Below are 16377 nucleotides of genomic sequence, written 5' to 3'. Positions count from 1 at the left end.
TTGATGAATTTTGGAAACGCGGAGGGTGTTTTGGAAACGGCAAGGGGCTACGCAAACATCGCGTAACCCCTTGCTGTGTATGGTGCCGGCTGCAGGACTCGAACCCGCCACCTGATGATTACAAATCAACTGCTCTACCAGATGAGCTAAGCCGGCGTAGCCCGCCATTCTACTTCATTTAACGATCTTGAGGTGGCCCTTGCCGCCCTTGTTGCCGCCATCGTCATCTTTGTCGGCGGCGCGCGTCGCGACCGGCGCGAGCGGCGCGGCGGGTTCCTCGGCAGGTTCGTCGGGCACTGCATTCGCCTCATGTGCTTCGGCTTCTTCGTGGTCCTCGGAGGACAGCACGTCGTCGGCGTCGCCGGGCGGCGACTCGACCGGGAACGCCATGCCCTGACCGTTCTCGCGGGCGTAGATCGCGAGCACGTTCGACACCGGCACCTCGATCTTGTGCGACTTGCCCGAGAAGCGCGCGTGGAACTCGATCATCTCGTTGCCCATCTGCAGCTGGCTCGTCGCCTCGAAGCTGATGTTCAGCACGATCTCGCCGTCACGCACGAACTGGCGCGGCACGCGTGTGCGGTTATCGACCCGCACCGCGATGTGCGGCGTGAAGCCGTTGTCCGTGCACCACTCGTACAGCGCGCGCAGCAAATACGGCTTGGTGGAAATCTCTTGCATCAACAATCCTTTCACGAGGCGGCGTCCACACCCACGCTGTGTACGCCGCCTCTGTTACCTGCAACTGCCAGGATACTGCTTAACGGCGCATGACCTTTTCAGACGGCGTCAGCGCTTCGATATACGCCGGACGGCTGAAAATGCGCTCGGCATACTTCATGAGCGGCGCGGCATTCTTCGACAGCTCGATGCCGTAGTGGTCGAGGCGCCACAGCAGCGGCGCGATGGCGACGTCGAGCATCGAGAACTCTTCGCCCAGCATGTACTTGTTCTTCAGGAAGATCGGCGCGAGCTGCGTGAGGCGGTCGCGGATCGCGAGGCGCGCCTTCTCGTGGTTCTTCTCGGCGGCCTTGCCCTTCTCGTTTTCGAGCGTGCTCACGTGCACGAACAGCTCCTTCTCGAAGTTGAGCAGGAACAGACGCGCGCGGGCGCGCTGGACCGGGTCGGCCGGCATCAGCTGCGGATGCGGGAAGCGCTCGTCGATATACTCGTTGATGATGTTCGACTCGTACAGAATCAGGTCGCGCTCGACCAGAATCGGCACCTGACCGTACGGATTCATCACGGCGATGTCTTCCGGTTTGTTGAACAGGTCGACGTCGCGGATTTCGAAGTCCATGCCCTTTTCGAACAACACCAGCCGGCAGCGCTGGGAGAACGGGCAGGTAGTGCCGGAGTACAGAACCATCATGATTTACATTTCCTCAATAAACCCAAAAGGCCAGCGGGCGAAAAAACCGTCTGACGGTCCCTGAACCGTCAGACGGCATCTCGTCGCACCGGCCCCACGTCGGTCAGGACGTGCCTATTTGATATCTTTCCAGTACGCGGCGTTCAATCGCCACGCGAAAAAGCTCAAGACGCCGAGGAACAAGAGCACCCACACGCCAAGCTGCCTGCGGGTTTTCTGCTCGGGTTCGGCCATCCAGCCGAGGTAGGCCACCAGGTCGGCCACGTCGGCATCATAATCCACCGGCGAGAGCGTTCCCGGCGTGACCTGCTGGAACCCGGCAAAGCGACGGACCTTTTCCCCGGTTTCCTCGTCCGTCGTGTCCTCGAACTTCGCCGTGCGGATGCCCTGCAACTGCCACAGCACGTGCGGCATGCTCACGTTTTCGAACACCAGATTGTTCCAGCCAGTCGGCCGCGTATCGTCGCGGTAGAAGCTGCGCAGGTACGTGTACAGCCAGTCGCGCCCTTTCGCCCGCGCTTCCACGGAGAGGTCCGGCGGCGCTACGCCGAACCACGCCTTCGCGTCGTCCGGGCGCATCGCGATGGACATCGTGTTGCCGACCTTGTCGGTCGTAAACAACAGATTATCTTCGATTTGCTTCTGCGGAATGCCGAGAACCTGCAACCGGCTATAGCGCATCAAGTTCGCACTATGGCAATTCAGACAATAGTTTACAAACAATTTGGCGCCGTGTTGCAGCGAAGCAAGATTTTCGCCGTTATCGGGAGCGCGGTCGAGCGGAATGTTTTCCTGCGCCGCGACAGATCCGACCCCAAAGACGCATGAGAACGCCAGCGCGGCCAAGCCGGCCCGGACGCCGGCAGCCCGTATGCTCACCTTCGCGAGCGTCGAAAAAAGAGAACGTTTCGTCATATCTTCCTCGCTCGTCAGTTAATGGGGCTTGAACCGCACGCGCTCGGGCGGCTGCTTGAAAGTGCCAAGCGGCGTCCAGAACGGCATGCCGAGGAAGAAAGCGAAGTAGACGAGCGCGCAGATCTGGGCGATCAGCGTGGCCGCCGGCGATGGCGGCTTCGTGCCGAGGAACGCGAGCGTCAGGAACGCCAGCACGAAGATGCCGAGAAATACCTTGTGGAAGAACGGCCGGTAACGGATCGACTTCACCGGCGAGCGGTCGAGCCACGGCAGGAAGAAGAGCGAGATCACCGCCGTGCCCATCACCACCACGCCCCAGAACTTCGACTCGGTGAAGTACATGGCGAGGATCACGAGCACCGCCAGCACCGGCAGCCCGGCGCGCCATTTGCCGCGGGCGCGCACGAGCGCGAGTAGCCCGAGCAGCGCGATCACGACCATCAGCACGATCTTGAATGGGTCGGTCGTGGCGCGCAGCATCGCGTAGAACGCCGTGAAGTACCAGACCGGCGCGATTTCGGGCGGCGTTTGCAGCGGGTTGGCCGGCACGAAGTTGTTCGACTCGAGGAAGTAGCCGCCCATCTCCGGCGCGAAGAACACGATCGCCGCGAAAATCATCAGGAAGATGCACACGCCCATGAAGTCGTGCACCGAGTAATACGGATGGAACGGGATGCCGTCGAGCGGAACGCCGTTCGCGTCCTTCTTCGCCTTGATCTCGATGCCGTCGGGGTTGTTCGAGCCCACTTCGTGCAACGCGATGATGTGACAGATCACGAGCCCGACGAGCACCAGTGGAATGGCGATCACGTGGAACGCGAAGAAGCGGTTGAGCGTGACGTCCGACACCACGTAGTCGCCGCGAATCCACAGCGAGAGGTCCGGGCCGATGAAGGGAATCGCCGAGAACAGGTTCACGATCACCTGCGCGCCCCAGAACGACATCTGGCCCCAGGGCAGCAGGTAGCCGAAGAACGCCTCGGCCATCAGGCACAGGAAGATCGCGCAGCCGAAGATCCACACGAGTTCGCGCGGCTTGCGGTACGAGCCGTAAAGCAGCCCGCGGAACATGTGCAGGTACACGACCACGAAGAACATCGAAGCGCCCGTGGAGTGCATGTAGCGGATGAGCCAGCCCCACGGCACCTCGCGCATGATGTACTCGACCGATGCGAACGCGAGCGTCGCATCGGGCTTGTAATTCATGGTGAGGAAAATACCAGTGATGATCTGGTTCACCAGCACGAGCAGCGCGAGCGAGCCGAAGAAGTACCAGAAGTTGAAGTTCTTCGGCGCGTAGTACTCAGAAGCGTGAGCGCGCCAGCTCGCCGTCATCGGAAAACGCTTATCGATCCAGCCCTGCAGGCCGGAAGATGCGCCGGTCGTTTCCACCACGTCCTTTTCGGTTCCCGTCGCCATCACGCTTCTCCTTTTTCGTCCTTGCCGATCACGATCTGCGTCGGGGACGCGAACATGTAGCGGGGAATGTCGAGGTTTTGCGGCGCCGGCTTGTTCTTGAACACGCGACCGGAGAGATCGTAGGTGGAGCCGTGGCACGGGCACAGGAAGCCGCCCGGCCAGCTGTCGGGCAGGTTCGGCTGCGGGCCTTCCTGGAAGCGCGCCGTCGGCGTGCAGCCCAGATGGGTGCAGACGGCCACCGCCACGAGAATGTTCTGATGCTCGGCGCGCGAACGGAATTCGTTCATGCAGTACTCCGGCATCGGCATCGAGAACGGGTGCTCGGAGTTCGGGTCGGCCAGATCGGGATCGGCCTTCTTCACGTCGGCCATCATGCGATCCGTGCGATTCAGGATCCACACGGGCTTGCCGCGCCAGGCGACGGTCATCATCGAGCCGGGCTGCAGATTCGTGATATCGGCTTCGACGGGCGCGCCGGCGGCGCGGGCTTTTTCGGATGGTGCAAAGGACCCTACGAAAGGTACGACAGTGGCCACGCCTCCAATGCCACCTGCTACGGACGTCGCAATCAGCCAGGTTCGGCGGCTGCCATCGACGCGGTCATTCTCGTTGTCTCGCATCACATCGCCCCACTTCTGAGTTGGATTTTTCCGTCACGCCAGCTTACCCGCGGTGCTGCCGAACGCTAGTTTGCTCGAATGGAGTTGGCATTTACAAGGGGCGCTCTCGAAAAAGCCTCGGAAGTCCTTGATATCTCGGGGTTTTCCCGCAGAAAAGAGGGCCACTTTCTTTTCAGTTTGTAAATGCCTCATGAATAAAACGATGCTGCGCCACGACAATTTGCGCCGAATACGCAATCAAACGGGATTGTCGATATCGATGAAAAGATGCTCGATGTTGAAGGCTTCCGAGAGGTGCGCGCCCACCGCCTGCACGCCGAAGCGCTCGGTCGCGTGGTGGCCCGCGGCGAGGAACGCAACACCGCTTTCCGCGGAGGTGTGCGTGGTCGGCTCGGAGATCTCGCCGGTGAGGAAGACGTCGGCGCCAGCGTCGATCGCCGCGTCGAAGAGACTTTGCGCCGCGCCCGTGCACCAGGCCACGCGGCGCAGTTGCCAGTCGGGGTCGCCGAGCACGAGCGGCGTGCGGCCGAGCGTCTGCTCGACCTCGGCGGTAAAGTGCGCGAGCGTGATCGGCATGGGCAGCGTGGCCATCCAGCCAAGATCCTGGTCGCCGAAGCGTTGTTCGCCGATCCAGCCGAACCGGGCGCCCAACTGCGCGTTGTTGCCGAGTTCGGGATGGCTGTCGAGCGGCAGATGGTAGGCGAACAGGTTGATGTCGTTCGCGAGCAGCGTCTTCAGGCGACGGTACTTGCGGCCCGTAATTTGCGGTGCTTCGTTCTTCCAGAAGTAACCGTGATGCACGAGCACCGCGTCGGCGCCCCACTCGAGCGCGGCTTCGAGAAACGCGAGCGAGGCGGTCACGCCCGTGGCGATCTTCTCCACGCGCCGCCGCCCTTCGACCTGCAGGCCATTGGGGCAGTAGTCCTTGAACCGCGCGGATTCCAGAAGATTGTTCAGATACAATTCCAGTTCGATCCGATCCATATAATCCTCTAATCTTCAGATGCTTAGACGCTTTTGGCTGTTCTTCGCCCAGGCGGTGACGGTCCTGCTGGCGTTGATGTTCATCATCGCCACGCTCAAACCGCAGTGGCTGCAGCACCAGGGGCAGTTCGGCAAGCAGCTTGCCGAACCGATCGTCGCACTGCGGGAAGTGGCGCCAGGCATCGGTGGAGGCGCCGCCCAGGGCTCCTATGCGGACGCCGCCCAGAAGGCCATGCCCGCGGTTGTCAACGTGTTCTCGAGCAAGGATGGGTCGCTGCCGCCCGACCCTCGCCAGAACGATCCGCTATTTCGCTATTTCTTCGGCGATCGCAACAAAAACCAGAAGCAGCAGGAGCAGCCTGCCGCCAACCTCGGTTCGGGCGTCATTGTCAGTCCGGACGGTTACATTCTAACGAACCAGCACGTAATCGACGGCGCGGACCAGATCGAAATCGCGCTTTCCGACGGCCGCACCACCAACGCCAAGGTGATCGGCATCGACCCGGAAACGGATCTCGCGGTGCTCAAGATCAATCTGCCGAACCTGCCCACCATCACGCTCGGCCGCATGGATCAGACGCGCGTGGGCGACGTCGTGCTCGCCATCGGCAATCCGTTCGGCGTGGGCCAGACGGTCACGATGGGCATCATCAGCGCGCTGGGCCGCAATCATCTCGGCATCAACACGTTCGAGAATTTCATTCAGACCGATGCGCCGATCAATCCGGGCAACTCGGGCGGCGCGCTCGTCGACGTGAACGGCAACCTGCTCGGCATCAACACCGCCATCTACTCTCGCTCGGGCGGCTCGCTCGGCATCGGCTTCGCGATTCCCGTTTCCACGGCGCGCAGCGTACTGGAGAGCATCATCACCTCGGGCTCGGTCACGCGCGGCTGGATCGGCGTGGAGCCACAGGACGTGACGCCGGAGATCGCCGACTCGTTCGGGCTGAAGGAGAAGTCGGGCGCGATCGTCGCGGGCGTGCTGCAGGGCGGCCCCGCCGACAAGGCCGGCATCAAGCCGGGCGACGTCCTGACCTCGGTGAACGGTGAGGCCATCACCGACACCACGCGCCTTTTGAACGTCATCGCGCAAATCAAACCGGGCAGCGACGCGAAGGTCCACCTCGTGCGCAAGAACAAGGACATGGATCTCGACGTACTGATCGGCAAGCGCCCGCCGCCGCCGAAGCAGCCGGCTCAGGAAGACGGCGAAGGCGACGACGGCGGTTGATATCCCACCGCAGGCGGGGCATCGCGCCCTGCCCGCGTCCGGACTCGCAACCGGAAAACGAAAAGGCCGCGAACGTGGGTTCGCGGCCTTTTGCTTTCCTGCGGCTTTCCTCCGCCAGGCCCGTGGGGCTAGCCCGCCGCCTGACTCTCGTCCGCGGGCTTCTTCTCGCCCGTGCCGATGAAGATGCGCGCCGCGATGATGCCCGCCTCGTAGAGGAGGATGAGCGGCAGCGCGAGGATGAGCTGCGAGAACACGTCCGGCGGCGTCACCACGGCTGCGACGATGAACGCGCCGACGATCACGTAGGGCCGGATCTGCTTGAGCTTCTTCACGGTGACCACGCCCATGCGCACGAGCAGCACGACGATGATCGGCACCTCGAAGGTCACGCCGAACGCAATGAACATGGTGAGCACGAAGCTCAGGTAATTGTCGATGTCGGTCGTCATCTCCGCGCCGAGCGGCGCGTTGTAGTGCGCCATCACGCGGAAGATGGTCGGGAACACCACGAAATACGCGAACGCCATGCCGCACAGGAAGAGCGTGTAGCTGCTTGCCACGAGCGGCGCGACGAGCTTCTTTTCGTGCTGGTAGAGGCCTGGGGCGACGAACGCCCAGATCTGGTAGAGCACGACCGGCAGCGCGATCACGAACGCCACGAGCATCGTGACCTTCATGGGCACGAAGAACGAGCCGGTCACGTCGGTGACGATCATCTTGCCGTCACGCGGCAGGTTCTGCATGAGCGGACGCGCGAGCAGCCGGAATATGTCGGGCGCCCAGTAGACGAGCCCGACGAACACGACGATCACGGCAACGCCTGCGCGAATGATGCGGTCGCGCAGTTCGACGAGATGGGAAATGAAGGTCTCTTCGGAGCCTTCTTCCAGTTTTTGCTGGGGGTCGCTCACACCGGCCCTCTGTTGGAAATGGTCGTGCGCAAAGGCGGATCCGCGTCAGAAGAACCGCGTGGGCCGGCGCAGGCTCGCCGGCGTGTGCTGCGCCACGCGTGCAGCACCCGATTGCACCCGCGTGCGGCGCAGCGTGGCGCGTTTGTACCAGACCGGCGCGGCGCTCTGCTTCATGCGCCAGTTCTTGCGTTTCGCGCCGCTTGCGCCCGCGTTGCCGGAGCGCCATCCCGATTGCGTGGCGACGGCATCCGCGGCATTGGCGGCAGCGCCTTCCAGGCTGGCAGGATCCGCGCCGCCTGCGATGCTCGGCGACACCGAGGTGCCCGCGTTCCACGCGTCGTTCAACTCGGTTTCATGCTTGCGCAGATTGTCCTGAACGTTCTTCTCGACGTTCTGCGCCGCCGTTTCGAACTCGGTCTTCATGCGGCGCAACTCGTCGAGTTCGATCTCGCGCGTGACTTCCGCCTTGACGTCGTTGATATAGCGCTGCGCGCGACCGAACAGCGCGCCGGCCGTGCGTGCGACCCGCGGCAGCCGCTCCGGCCCGAGAACGACCAGCGCGACGACGCCGATCAGCGCCATCTTGGTTAAACCGAGATCGAGCATGAATGGAGTTTTCCGTCAGCCTTGGCTGCCTTAATGGAAACGAACGGGAAACATGCGGAAAAACTTGTGGCGGCGAAAAAGGCGGCCGCCACGCGTTTTAGCGGAAGTCGTTCGAGCGCTGCGTCTTGTCCTTGGCTTCGACGTCGACTGCACCGCCGTCGGCCGGGAGTTCGCGCTTTTGCGTGTCGGCGCCGGCGCCTTCGTTCTCGCGCATGCCTTCCTTGAAACCCTTCACCGCACCGCCCAGATCGCTACCGATATTGCGCAGCTTCTTGGTGCCGAAGACGAGCGCAACGATCAACAAGACGATCAGCCAGTGCCAGATGCTCAACGAACCCATGATTGACTCTCTCCTTAACCCCGCCGCCGCGCGAGGTGCGCGACGCGATAAATTGTGCCTGTTCGATGTTGCATGGTCGTGGCGTGCGACCCTTTAGCGTGACGCTTTAGTGAGAACCACGCCATCCGTCATTTATACCGACTTTCCCCGCCACCCTCAGCCCATGCGGTGCCACGGACGCGGCCCAGCCAGCAAATGCGCGTGCAGATGGTAGACCTCCTGCCCGCCGCCCGGCCCCGTATTCACCACCGTACGAAACCCGGTTTCGCCACCCGTGTACGAGACGCCCAGCTCTTTGGCAAGCCGTGCGACCAATACAAACATTCTACCAAGCAGCGGTGCGTCGTTTTCACCGCAATCGGCAAGGGTGGAAATATGTTGGCGCGGAATCACGAGGACGTGAGTTTCGGCTGCAGGCCGGATGTCGCGGAAGGCGACGAACTCTTCGTCCTCGTAGACGCGCGTGCTGGGAATGTGGCCGTCGGCGATCTTGCAGAAGAGACAGGTGCTGCGGTCGTGACTCATGGCGCTCCTGGTGAGCAAAACCGCACGCGCGCCCGAAAGCCCTCAGAACCAGGCGCGCGGGTTGTGCAGCGGCTTGTTGTCGTACAAGTAAAGCCAGCCTTTGATGATACGGTACAACGTCCAGATTGCGACAGCCCACAAAATTGGAATGCCGACCAGCACGAAGATGAGCACACCGCCGATCAGATGGCCGGCCAGCCCGAGCCAGAACGTGCGGATTTGCCACGTGAAGTGCTGCTCATAAGGCGTGCCGAGCGATTCGTCGCGTTTGAGGTAATTCAGGATGATGGCCACCAGCACCGAAATGCCGCCGGTCAGCCAGTAGACCGCATAGAGCGCGTACAGCACGTGCGTGAAAGTCCGCAGGCTGCGCAAACGGTCCGCGTCGACGCCGTTGCGGTACGAAGGGGGCGGGTAATCGCCGGACGTGGACATGTCGTTCATCTCCCTCTGTGGAGCGCTGTGCGCAGCGTTGAGCCTCAGTCGCCGTTCTCTTCGCGCTCGCGGCTTTTGCGCAGCGCTTTTTCCTCGAGACCCGAAAGGCCTTCGCGGCGTTCGAGTTCCGCGAGCACGTCGGCGGGACTCAGATCGAAGTGCGAGAGCGTGACGAGGCAATGGAACCACAGGTCGGCCATCTCGCCGACCAGCGCCTTGCGTGCACCGCCCTGGCGCACGTCCTTCGCGGCAAGCACGACCTCGGTCGCCTCTTCGCCGACCTTCTTGAGCACCGCGTCGTCGCCCTTGTGAAAGAGGCGTGCGACGTAGGAGGCGTCCGGGTCGCCGCCCTTGCGGCTGTCGATCACCGCCGCGAGGCGCAGCAAGGTGTCGTTGGTATTCAGTTGCGTCATTTGTAGATGTGTTCGGGGTCTTTCAGCACCGGGTCGACGGCGACCCAGCGGCCTTCGTCGACGGTGCCTTCGAATTGCTGGAAAAAGCACGAGTGGCGGCCCGTGTGGCACGCAATGCCCGAGACCTGCTCGATCTTGAGCAGCACGACGTCTTCGTCGCAGTCGAGGCGGATGTCGCTCACGTGCTGCACATGGCCGGACTCCTCGCCCTTGAACCAAAGGCGCTGGCGCGAGCGGGAGAAGTACACGGCGCGGCGCAGCTCGACCGTCCTGGCGAGCGCTTCGCGGTTCATCCACGCGAACATCAGCACGTCGCCGGTGGTCGCTTCCTGCGCGATCACGGGCACGAGGCCGTTGGCGTCCCAGTTGACCTTGTCGAGCCAGTTGGCGTTGGCAAGGTCGTTGTCGGGTTTGCCGGTTTGAGTGTGGCTCATCGCGTTACATCCTCACCGAAATGCCCTGGTCGGCCATGAAGCGCTTTGCCTCGCCCACCGTGTGCTCGCCATAGTGGAAAATGCTCGCGGCGAGCACGGCGTCGGCACGGCCCTTGACGATACCGTCCGCGAGATCCTGCAGGCCGCCCACGCCGCCCGAGGCGATCACGGGAATCGGCACCGCGTCGGACACCGCACACGTGAGGTCGAGGTCGAAGCCGCTCTTCGTGCCGTCGCGGTCCATGCTCGTGAGCAGGATTTCGCCCGCGCCCAGTTCCGCCATCTTGCGCGCCCATTCCACGGCGTCGATGCCCGTGGCCTTGCGCCCGCCGTGCGTGAACACTTCCCAGCGCGCGGGTTCGCCCGGCGCCGACGTTCGCTTCGCGTCGATGGCGACGACGATGCACTGCGAGCCGTATTTGTCGGCGGAATCGCGCACGAGTTGCGGATTGGCGACCGCCGACGAGTTCATGCTGACCTTGTCCGCACCGGCGTTGAGCAGGCGCCGCACGTCCGCCACGGCGCGCACGCCGCCGCCCACGGTGAGCGGAATGAAGACCTGCGAAGCCACCGCCTCGATGATCGGCAGGATCAGGTCGCGCTGGTCGGAGGTCGCGGTGATGTCGAGGAACGTGAGTTCGTCGGCGCCCTGGTCGTCGTAGCGGCGCGCGATTTCGACGGGGTCGCCCGCGTCGCGCAGTTCGACGAAATTGACGCCCTTGACGACGCGCCCGGCGGTCACGTCGAGGCAGGGGATGATGCGTTTGGGTAGAGCCATGATCTTGCCGAAGTTGCCAGTCGGTGTGTGTGCGGCGAGCACCTTTCGCGAGAAGGCTGCCGGCCCCGGTTCGGGCGTGGCGCGCAGCCCATTGTCGCGCGCTTTGCACCGTGCCTTGCGCCCTGAGGCGAAATTATCCCGCGCGAGCGCCAGTCCCCTTGGAGATGGCGGCGCAGCGCCAAAACAAAAGGCCTCCAGTGACGGAGGCCGGCATTCGACGCTTTACGCGTCGTCCGATTCGCGCAGGCTGTCTGCACGCGTTTGCGCGGCAGCGAAATCGAGGTCGCCCGAGTAGATCGCGCGGCCGCAGATCACGCCTTCCACGCCTTCGTCCTCGACTTCGCACAGTGCGTCGATATCGCCGAGGTTGGAAAGCCCGCCACTCGCGATGATCGGAATCTTCACCGCGCGCGCGAGGCGCACCGTCGCTTCGATGTTGATGCCCTGGAGCATGCCGTCCCGGCCGATGTCGGTGTAGATGATCGACTCGACGCCGTAGTCCTCGAACTTGCGCGCGAGATCGACGACTTCGTGACCGGTGAGCTTGCTCCAGCCGTCGGTCGCGACCTTGCCGTCTTTCGCGTCGAGGCCCACGATGATATGGCCCCCGAATGCGGTGCACGCTTCCTGGAGAAAGCCCGGATTCTTGACGGCGGCGGTGCCGATGATCACATAGGACAGGCCGTCGTCGAGGTAACGCTCGATGGTGTCGAGGTCGCGGATGCCGCCGCCGAGCTGCACGGGAATCTCGTCGCCGACTTCGCGGATGATCTCGCGAATCGCGTCTTCATTCTTCGGCTTGCCGGCGAACGCGCCGTTGAGGTCGACGAGGTGCAGGCGCCGCGCGCCGCGCTCGACCCAGTGTCGGGCCATAGCCGCCGGTTCCTCGGAGAAAATCGTCGCCTGGTCCATATCGCCTTGTTTGAGGCGCACGCAGTGACCGTCTTTGAGATCGATGGCCGGAATCAGCAGCATAGCTTCGGGTGTGTCTGGGAATGGGGTTGAAGTCTGCAGCGCCGGCGGAAAAAAGGCCCGATCCGACGCCGTTTCGCTAGTTTAGTACAACTCTTTCGGCAGCCTTGCTAACGCAAATCTAATGCCGCGGCGCGCGTGCGCGAAGGCGGCCGTGAGCGTCAGCGCCGCAGGAAATCAGGGGTTCCAGTGGACGAAGTTGCGGTAGACGCGCAAACCCGCAGCGGCGCTCTTTTCCGGGTGGAATTGGGTGGCGAAGATGTTATCCCGCGCCACTGCCGAGGTAAAGGCCGCGCCGTACGGCGTTTCGCCTACGGTGTGCGACGCATCCGCCGGAACCACATAGTAGCTGTGCACGAAGTAGAAGAAGCTTTCGTCGGGCACACCGTCCCACAGGGCGTGCGCGCGTGCCTGACGCACGCGGTTCCAGCCCATTTGCGGGACCTTGAAGCGCGAGCCGTCGTCCTGCAGCTGGCCTTCCAGATCGAAGCGCACGACCTTGCCGGGCAGCAGGCCCAGGCCCTTCGTGCCGCCTTCCGCGCTCCAGTCGAACAGCATCTGCTCGCCCACGCACACGCCCATGAGCGGCTTCGTGCGCGAGGCTTCGAGCACCGCGTCCTGCAGGCCCGACTCGGCGAGGCTGCGCATGCAGTCGGGCATCGCACCCTGCCCCGGCAGCACCACGCGGTCGGCAGCACGGATCGCCTCGGGACGCTCGACGATGGCCACGTCGGCTTCCGGCGCGGCCTGCCTCAGCGCCTGGGCCACCGAACGCAGGTTGCCCATTCCATAATCAACAATCGCAATTGAAGTTTTCATCTCGAATCCGGCCTGCTCAAAAGGCCTTGCCCTTGGCTGTGTGGACGCATGTGCGCCGCGATGTGCCCTGATCTGCCTTCGAAGCCGTCAATGTACGCCAGTCGGCGCGTGCGAGCCCATAAGCCGAACGGCTAATGTGGCGCGCACGCCGCATGTGGGCGACGGCCCCGGCGCGGCGCGCTGGAGGTCCTGCCCAGGCATGCGCCCGGCACAGTGCGCGTAGCGCGGCCGGCCTTCTGGTCGGTGAAAGGCGTCGCCTAGAGGCTGCCCTTCGTCGACGGAATCTTGCCCGCCTGACGTTCGTCCAGTTCGGCGGCCTGGCGCAGCGCGCGGCCGAATGCCTTGAACACGGTTTCCATCTGATGGTGCGCGTTGAGGCCGCGCAGATTGTCGATGTGCAGCGTCACGCCTGCATGGTTCACGAAGCCGCGAAAAAATTCGATCGACAGGTCGACGTCGAACGTGCCGATGCGCGCGCGCGTGAACGGCACGTGGAATTCGAGGCCCGGTCGGCCCGAGAAGTCGATCACGACGCGCGAGAGCGCTTCGTCGAGCGGCACATAGGCGTGGCCGTAGCGGCGAATGCCCTTCTTGTCGCCGATGGCCTGCGCCACCGCCTGGCCGAGCGTGATGCCGACGTCTTCCACCGTGTGGTGGTCGTCGATATGCGTGTCGCCATGCGCCTCGACCTCGAGATCGATCAGACCGTGTCGTGCGATCTGGTCGAGCATGTGGTCGAGAAACGGCACACCGGTCGCGAGCTTTTGCTCGCCGGTGCCGTCCAGATTGAGTTTCACGCGGATTTGCGTTTCGCTGGTGTTGCGAACGACTTGCGCGACGCGCATGGCAATATCCTTCAAACAGCCCGTAACAGGAGAGTGGGAGAACGAAGCATCGGCCTAACGGAGCACGAGCTTCAGGGCGGCGAGCAATTGCGCGTTTTCGTCGGGGGTGCCAACGGTCAGGCGCACGCAGTTCGCAAGCAATGGGTGCATTTTACCCACGTTTTTGATCAGAATCCGGGCAGACAGCAGCGTGTCGAAAACGGCCGCCGCGTCGGGCACGCGCACGAGCAGGAAATTGCCCGCGCTTTCGAACACCTCGGCGCCCGGCAGCTTCGCCACTTCGGCGGCCAGCGTCGCACGTTGCGCGCGCAATTCGGCGGCCTGCGCATCGAGCACGTCCACATGATCGAGCAGCAGATCCGCCGCCGCCTGCGTGAGCACGTTCACGTTGTAGGGCGGACGCACCTTGTCGAACTCGTTGAGCCATGACGGCCGCCCGGCCAGATAGCCGAGGCGGATGCCCGCGAGCCCGAGCTTCGACATCGTGCGCATCACGACCACGTTGTCGAACTCGCCCGCGCGCGGCATCCAGCTTTGCATCGCGAACGGCTGGTAGGCCTCGTCGATCACCACGAGGCTCTTCGCTTCTTGCGCCGCCGCGATCACGCGCTCGATGTCGGCGTCGTCGAACAGCGTGCCCGTGGGGTTGTTCGGGTAGGCCAGCCAGATCACCGCAGGCGTGTGCTCAGCAATGGCCGCGAGCGTCGCTTCGAGGTCGAGCGTGAAGTCGCTCTTGAGCGGCACGCCGACGAATTCCAGCTGCGCGAGCTTCGCCGACATCGCGTACATGACGAAGCCCGGCACCGGCGCGAGCACCTTCGCGCCCGGCTTCGCGCACGCCATGGTGATCATGCTGATGATCTCGTCCGAGCCGTTGCCGAGCAGCACGTCGCAGTCCGCGGGCACGCGCATCGTCTCTTTGAGCTTCGCGATCAGCGCCTCGGGGCGCGGCGCGGGATAGCGGTTGAGCGCGACCGCCGCGAGGCGTTCGCCCAGAAGCGCTGCGAGGTCGGGGGGCAGGGCAAACGGGTTCTCCATGGCGTCGAGCTTCACGAAACCGGAAGCGTCGGGCACGGGGTAACTCGTCATCGCGAGCACGTCGCGACGGATGATGTCTTGTGGTGTCGTCATGTCGAAAGGCGGCTCGCGAAAGCGGGGCCGCCGGCACGGGCAGCTCGGCAAGCCGGCTGCCCTGGTTATCGTCGTGGTCTCTGCTGCGTGCGGGTCAAACTGAAGGCCAACTGCTGCGCCCCGCGCACTCGCGGGACTTGCTGCCGCGCAACGTCTCCATGCTGCGCGGCAGCGCATTCAACCGGCTTCTGCCAGTTGCAAGGCGTGCCTTACACCTGCTTCATGCGGAATTCGGCACTGCGCGCGTGGGCTTGCAGGCCTTCGCCGTAGGCCAGCTCGGCCGCGATCTCGCCGAGCGTTTGTGCGCCTTCCGCGCTCACCTCGATGAGGCTCGAACGCTTGATGAAATCATAGACGCCAAGCGGCGACGAGAAACGTGCGGTACGAGACGTAGGCAGCACGTGATTCGGCCCCGCGCAGTAGTCGCCGAGGCTCTCGCTCGTGTAGCGGCCAAGGAAAATCGCGCCCGCGTGGCGGATTTCGGCGCCCCACTTCTGCGGCTCCAGCGCCGAGATCTCGAGGTGCTCCGGCGCGATCTCGTTGGCGATGGCGCAGGCCTCGGCCATGTCGCGCACCTTCACGAGCGCGCCGCGGTTCGTGAGCGACGTGGCGATGACTTCGGCGCGCGGCATGGCGGGCAGCAGCTCGTCGATGGCGTCTTCCACGCGCTTGATGAAGCTCTCGTCCGGGCACAGCAGGATGGATTGCGCGAGCTCGTCGTGCTCGGCCTGCGAGAACAGGTCCATCGCCACCCAGCGCGGATCGGTCGTGCCGTCGCAAATCACGAGGATTTCCGAGGGGCCCGCGATCATGTCGATGCCGACCGTGCCGAACACGCGGCGCTTGGCCGACGCGACATAGGCGTTGCCCGGGCCGCAAATCTTGTCGACGGCCGGAATCGTATTCGTGCCGAACGCGAGCGCCGCCACGGCCTGCGCACCGCCGATCGTGAACACGCGATCGACGCCGCCGAGCAGCGCCGCCGCCAGCACGAGCGGGTTCTTCACGCCGTCGGGCGTGGGCACGACCATGATGATTTCGCGTACGCCCGCGACCCGCGCCGGAATGGCGTTCATCAGCACGGACGACGGATACGCGGCCTTGCCGCCGGGCACATAAAGGCCCACGCGGTCGAGCGGCGTGACCTTCTGGCCGAGCACCGTGCCATCGGATTCGGTGTACTGCCAGCTATGCGAGCCGCACTCGATGCGCTGCTTCTCGTGGTAGCCGCGCACGCGCGCCGCCGCCGCTTCGAGCGCCGCGCGCTGCTTGGGCTCGAGGCTCTCCAGCGCCGCTTCGAGTTCGCTGAACGGCAGTTCGAGCGCCGCGACGCTCGGGGCGGCAAGGCGGTCGTAGCGGTTCGTGTAGTCGAGCACGGCGGCGTCGCCGCGCGCCTTGACGTCGGCGAGAATCTGCGCGACGGAGCGCTCGATGGCCTCGTCCTCGCTCGCCTCGAAGGCGAGCACCGCGTGCAGCGCCTTTTTGAAGCCTTCGGCGCCGGAATCGAGTTTGCGCATCGTGATAGCCATGCTGGTATCCATCCGTTACGTTTGTGCGCGCCGCGCCGTTTGAGGCGCACTGCGCGCGAGGCGGCGCGTCATTGCGCCTGCCCTTTGCTTCTACC

At 63.9% G+C, this 16377-nt stretch carries 20 protein-coding genes and 1 tRNA gene; 1 reads left to right on the top strand and 20 read right to left on the bottom strand.

What is annotated here, in order from left to right:
• Positions 1-80 precede the first annotated feature (80 nt).
• The 7 genes from AB4Y36_RS39045 to AB4Y36_RS39015 form a co-directional block, all read right to left on the bottom strand.
• Positions 81-156 (bottom strand) — tRNA-Thr (locus tag AB4Y36_RS39045).
• An 18-nt stretch (positions 157-174) separates the two neighbouring features.
• The gene (locus AB4Y36_RS39040; RefSeq protein WP_368685770.1) at positions 175-681 is read right to left on the bottom strand and encodes a ClpXP protease specificity-enhancing factor; all 507 of its coding nucleotides are present in this window, start codon (positions 679-681) and stop codon (positions 175-177) included.
• A gap of 79 nt (positions 682-760) precedes the next feature.
• Positions 761-1372, bottom strand: coding sequence for a glutathione S-transferase N-terminal domain-containing protein (locus AB4Y36_RS39035; protein WP_027797364.1), 612 nt, complete (start codon positions 1370-1372; stop codon positions 761-763).
• Between the two features lie 114 nt (positions 1373-1486).
• Positions 1487-2287, bottom strand: a complete 801-nt coding sequence (locus AB4Y36_RS39030; protein ID WP_083245573.1) for a cytochrome c1 — start codon at positions 2285-2287, stop codon at positions 1487-1489.
• Between the two features lie 18 nt (positions 2288-2305).
• Complete coding sequence (locus AB4Y36_RS39025; RefSeq protein WP_342949839.1) at positions 2306-3706, bottom strand: cytochrome bc complex cytochrome b subunit; 1401 nt, start codon at positions 3704-3706, stop codon at positions 2306-2308.
• A complete protein-coding gene (gene petA / locus AB4Y36_RS39020; RefSeq protein ID WP_069268266.1) occupies positions 3706-4326 on the bottom strand; it encodes a ubiquinol-cytochrome c reductase iron-sulfur subunit in 621 nt (206 codons plus the stop codon). Before petA ends, AB4Y36_RS39025 begins: the two co-directional genes overlap by 1 nt.
• A gap of 237 nt (positions 4327-4563) precedes the next feature.
• Positions 4564-5310 carry a Nif3-like dinuclear metal center hexameric protein gene (locus AB4Y36_RS39015; protein ID WP_069268265.1) on the bottom strand — a complete coding sequence of 249 codons (747 nt, stop codon included), beginning with the start codon at positions 5308-5310 and terminating at the stop codon, positions 4564-4566.
• Between the two features lie 19 nt (positions 5311-5329).
• Between AB4Y36_RS39015 and AB4Y36_RS39010 the strand changes: the two genes are divergently transcribed.
• Positions 5330-6544: a Do family serine endopeptidase gene (locus AB4Y36_RS39010; RefSeq protein ID WP_069268264.1), complete on the top strand. Its 1215-nt coding sequence runs from the start codon at positions 5330-5332 to the stop codon at positions 6542-6544.
• 128 nt (positions 6545-6672) lie between these two features.
• On the opposite strand, the gene tatC is transcribed toward AB4Y36_RS39010, so the two are convergent.
• The 13 genes from tatC to hisD all read right to left on the bottom strand — a co-directional run bounded on the left by tatC (position 6673) and on the right by hisD (position 16282).
• Entirely contained in the window at positions 6673-7455 is a 783-nt protein-coding gene (gene tatC / locus AB4Y36_RS39005) for a twin-arginine translocase subunit TatC (RefSeq protein ID WP_069268263.1), read from the bottom strand.
• A 45-nt stretch (positions 7456-7500) separates the two neighbouring features.
• Entirely contained in the window at positions 7501-8061 is a 561-nt protein-coding gene (gene tatB, locus AB4Y36_RS39000; RefSeq protein ID WP_069268262.1) for a Sec-independent protein translocase protein TatB, read from the bottom strand.
• Between the two features lie 97 nt (positions 8062-8158).
• Positions 8159-8401, bottom strand: a complete 243-nt coding sequence (gene tatA / locus AB4Y36_RS38995; RefSeq protein ID WP_069268261.1) for a Sec-independent protein translocase subunit TatA — start codon at positions 8399-8401, stop codon at positions 8159-8161.
• A 156-nt stretch (positions 8402-8557) separates the two neighbouring features.
• Positions 8558-8926, bottom strand: a complete 369-nt coding sequence (locus AB4Y36_RS38990) for a histidine triad nucleotide-binding protein (RefSeq protein WP_069268260.1) — start codon at positions 8924-8926, stop codon at positions 8558-8560.
• Positions 8927-8968: 42 nt separating this feature from the next.
• Positions 8969-9361: a hypothetical protein gene (locus tag AB4Y36_RS38985; RefSeq protein WP_069268283.1), complete on the bottom strand. Its 393-nt coding sequence runs from the start codon at positions 9359-9361 to the stop codon at positions 8969-8971.
• Between the two features lie 44 nt (positions 9362-9405).
• A complete protein-coding gene (locus AB4Y36_RS38980; RefSeq protein WP_069268259.1) occupies positions 9406-9774 on the bottom strand; it encodes a phosphoribosyl-ATP diphosphatase in 369 nt (122 codons plus the stop codon).
• Positions 9771-10208: a phosphoribosyl-AMP cyclohydrolase gene (gene hisI / locus AB4Y36_RS38975; RefSeq protein ID WP_069268258.1), complete on the bottom strand. Its 438-nt coding sequence runs from the start codon at positions 10206-10208 to the stop codon at positions 9771-9773. Before hisI ends, AB4Y36_RS38980 begins: the two co-directional genes overlap by 4 nt.
• 4 nt (positions 10209-10212) lie before the next feature.
• On the bottom strand, positions 10213-10986 hold the full coding sequence (gene hisF, locus AB4Y36_RS38970; RefSeq protein ID WP_342924273.1) for an imidazole glycerol phosphate synthase subunit HisF: 774 nt from the start codon (positions 10984-10986) through the stop codon (positions 10213-10215).
• Positions 10987-11208: 222 nt separating this feature from the next.
• Positions 11209-11961, bottom strand: a complete 753-nt coding sequence (gene hisA / locus AB4Y36_RS38965; RefSeq protein ID WP_069268257.1) for a 1-(5-phosphoribosyl)-5-[(5-phosphoribosylamino)methylideneamino]imidazole-4-carboxamide isomerase — start codon at positions 11959-11961, stop codon at positions 11209-11211.
• 174 nt (positions 11962-12135) lie between these two features.
• Positions 12136-12777, bottom strand: a complete 642-nt coding sequence (gene hisH / locus AB4Y36_RS38960) for an imidazole glycerol phosphate synthase subunit HisH (protein ID WP_069268256.1) — start codon at positions 12775-12777, stop codon at positions 12136-12138.
• A gap of 257 nt (positions 12778-13034) precedes the next feature.
• Positions 13035-13622 carry an imidazoleglycerol-phosphate dehydratase HisB gene (gene hisB / locus AB4Y36_RS38955; protein WP_028218451.1) on the bottom strand — a complete coding sequence of 196 codons (588 nt, stop codon included), beginning with the start codon at positions 13620-13622 and terminating at the stop codon, positions 13035-13037.
• A gap of 54 nt (positions 13623-13676) precedes the next feature.
• Positions 13677-14753 carry a histidinol-phosphate transaminase gene (gene hisC / locus AB4Y36_RS38950; RefSeq protein WP_368685769.1) on the bottom strand — a complete coding sequence of 359 codons (1077 nt, stop codon included), beginning with the start codon at positions 14751-14753 and terminating at the stop codon, positions 13677-13679.
• 209 nt (positions 14754-14962) lie between these two features.
• Entirely contained in the window at positions 14963-16282 is a 1320-nt protein-coding gene (hisD, locus tag AB4Y36_RS38945; RefSeq protein ID WP_368685768.1) for a histidinol dehydrogenase, read from the bottom strand.
• Positions 16283-16377 lie beyond the last annotated feature (95 nt).

This window comes from Paraburkholderia sp. BR10936, from assembly GCF_040965735.1.
Lineage (GTDB): Bacteria > Pseudomonadota > Gammaproteobacteria > Burkholderiales > Burkholderiaceae > Paraburkholderia > Paraburkholderia nodosa_A.
This window is presented reverse-complemented; position numbering and strand designations above follow the sequence as displayed.